Below are 3366 nucleotides of genomic sequence, written 5' to 3'. Positions count from 1 at the left end.
GCTTTGTGGTCAAGTCCTCGGCCTATTAGTACCGGTCAGCTCCACACGTTACCGCGCTTCCACTTCCAGCCTATCAACCCGGTCGTCTACCGGGAGCCTTACCCCTCACGGGTGGGAGACCTCATCTCAAGGCGAGCTTCCCGCTTAGATGCTTTCAGCGGTTATCCCTTCCGAACGTAGCCAACCAGCCGTGCTCCTGGCGGAACAACTGGCACACCAGAGGTTCGTCCGTCCCGGTCCTCTCGTACTAGGGACAGCCCCTTTCAAGTCTCCTGCGCGCGCAGCGGATAGGGACCGAACTGTCTCGCGACGTTCTAAACCCAGCTCGCGTACCGCTTTAATGGGCGAACAGCCCAACCCTTGGGACCTACTCCAGCCCCAGGATGCGACGAGCCGACATCGAGGTGCCAAACCATCCCGTCGATATGGACTCTTGGGGAAGATCAGCCTGTTATCCCCGGGGTACCTTTTAGCCGTTGAGCGACGGCGCTTCCACATGCCACCGCCGGATCACTAGTCCCAGCTTTCGCTCCTGCTCGACCCGTCGGTCTCACAGTCAAGCTCCCTTGTGCACTTACACTCGACACCTGATTGCCAACCAGGCTGAGGGAACCTTTGGGCGCCTCCGTTACTCTTTAGGAGGCAACCGCCCCAGTTAAACTACCCACCAGACACTGTCCCTGATCCGGATCACGGACCGAAGTTAGACGTCCAAAACGACCAGAGTGGTATTTCACCAATGACTCCACCGCAACTAGCGTTACAGCTTCACCGTCTCCCACCTATCCTACACAAACCGTTCCAAACGCCAATGTCAAGCTATAGTGAAGGTCCCGGGGTCTTTCCGTCCTGCTGCGCGTAACGAGCATCTTTACTCGTAGTGCAATTTCGCCGGGTCTGCGGTTGAGACAGCGGGGAAGTCGTTACGCCATTCGTGCAGGTCGGAACTTACCCGACAAGGAATTTCGCTACCTTAGGATGGTTATAGTTACCACCGCCGTTTACTGGCGCTTAAGTTCTCAGCGTCGCCAACCAAAGCTGGCTAACCGGTCCCCTTAACGTTCCAGCACCGGGCAGGCGTCAGTCCGTATACATCGTCTTACGACTTCGCACGGACCTGTGTTTTTAGTAAACAGTCGCTTCCCCCTGGCCTCTGCGACCCCCACCAGCTCCGAACGCAAAGGTTCATCACCAGCGAAGGCCCCCCTTCTCCCGAAGTTACGGGGGCAATTTGCCGAGTTCCTTAACCACAGTTCACCCGATCGCCTTGGTATTCTCTACCTGACCACCTGAGTCGGTTTAGGGTACGGGCCGCCACGACACTCACTAGAGGCTTTTCTCGGCAGCATAGGATCACCCACTTCGCCACAATCGGCTCGGCATCACATCTCAGGATTAGTGAGAGGCGGATTTGCCTACCTCTCTCCCTACATGCTTACCCCAGGACAACCATCGCCTGGGCTGGGCTACCTTCCTGCGTCACCCCATCGCTTACCTACTACCAGATCAGGCCAGGCGTTCAGCCTCACCCACACCCCGAAGGGCGTCAGGGACTTAAGGACCCTTAGTATCACTGGATTCAGTATTGGCGCATCATAGCGGGTACGGGAATATCAACCCGTTGTCCATCGACTACGCCTGTCGGCCTCGCCTTAGGTCCCGACTTACCCTGGGCGGATTAGCCTGCCCCAGGAACCCTTGGTCATCCGGCGCAGAAGTTTCTCACTTCTGATTCGCTACTCATGCCTGCATTCTCACTCGCACAGCCTCCACAACTAGATCACTCTGCTGCTTCGCCGGCCGCACGACGCTCCCCTACCCATCCACACACCCAAACCAAAAAGGCTAGGCTACATGTGTGAATGCCACGACTTCGGCGGTGTACTTGAGCCCCGCTACATTGTCGGCGCAGAATCACTTGACCAGTGAGCTATTACGCACTCTTTCAAGGGTGGCTGCTTCTAAGCCAACCTCCTGGTTGTCACTGCGACTCCACATCCTTTCCCACTTAGCACACGCTTAGGGGCCTTAGTCGGTGGTCTGGGCTGTTTCCCTCTCGACTACGGAGCTTATCCCCCGCAGTCTCACTGCTGCGCTCTCACTTACCGGCATTCGGAGTTTGGCTGACGTCAGTAACCCGGTAAGGCCCATCAGCCATCCAGTGCTCTACCTCCGGCAAGAAACACGCAACGCTGCACCTAAATGCATTTCGGGGAGAACCAGCTATCACGGAGTTTGATTGGCCTTTCACCCCTAAACACAGGTCATCCCCCAGGTTTTCAACCCTGGTGGGTTCGGTCCTCCACGCGGTCTTACCCGCGCTTCAACCTGCCCATGCCTAGATCACTCCGCTTCGGGTCTACAGCATGCGACTCAACGCCCTATTCAGACTCGCTTTCGCTACGGCTCCCCCACACGGGTTAACCTCGCCACACACCATAACTCGCAGGCTCATTCTTCAAAAGGCACGCAGTCACATCACAAACAAGGCAAGCCTCGTTTACGCTCCTACGGCTTGTAGGCACACGGTTTCAGGTACTATTTCACGACCCCTCACCGGGGCGCTTTTCACCTTTCCCTCACGGTACTAGTTCACTATCGGTCATCAGGGAGTATTTAGGCTTACCAGGTGGTCCTGGCAGATTCACACAGGATTTCTCGGGCCCCGTGCTACTTGGGATCCCCTCCAACAGTCGACAAGGTTTCGCCTACCCGGCTCTCACGGTCTCCGGCGCTCCTTCCCAGAAGCTTCGACTACCCCATCGATTTCTCACTGCTTGCGGTCTCGGCAGAAACCACCAGAAGGTCCCACAACCCCGCACACGCAACGCCTGCCGGCTATCACACGCATACGGTTTAGCCTCATCCGCTTTCGCTCACCACTACTCACGGAATCACATTTTGTTTTCTCTTCCTACGGGTACTGAGATGTTTCACTTCCCCGCGTTACCACCAACCGCCCTATACATTCAGGCGGAGGCAACACCACATGACTGGTGCTAGGTTTCCCCATTCGGACATCCCCGGATCAAAGTCTGGTTGGCGACTCCCCGGGGCTTAACGCAGCCTCCCACGTCCTTCATCGGCTCCTGATGCCAAGGCATCCACCGTGTGCCCTAAAAAACTTGGCCACAAAGATGCTCGCGTCCACTATGCAAATCTCAAACAACAAACAGCGACCAAACCCGACCCGCCACCGAACACCCACACCAGAAGACGAAAGAGAACCATCAAAGATCCCCACATCTCCCGGACCAGGCTGGTCTGACAGGAGGCCGGTCCCGCACGAGGTCAAACAGACAGCAAGCCCGCCTCAGCGGGCCCGCCCAATGTCCGTTTCCTCAGGACCCAACAGTGTGTCCGAAC

At 56.9% G+C, this 3366-nt stretch carries 1 rRNA gene; it reads right to left on the bottom strand.

Going from position 1 to position 3366, the window contains the following annotated elements:
• Positions 1 to 5: 5 nt before the first annotated feature.
• Positions 6 to 3131: ribosomal RNA gene (locus AB0395_RS47605) — 23S ribosomal RNA — on the bottom strand.
• Between the last annotated feature and the right edge of the window lie 235 nt (positions 3132 to 3366).

The organism is Streptosporangium sp. NPDC051023 (assembly GCF_040689595.1).
Classification (GTDB): domain Bacteria; phylum Actinomycetota; class Actinomycetes; order Streptosporangiales; family Streptosporangiaceae; genus Streptosporangium.
The sequence above is the reverse complement of the archived record's forward strand: the minus strand, read 5'-3'. Positions and strand labels throughout refer to the sequence as shown.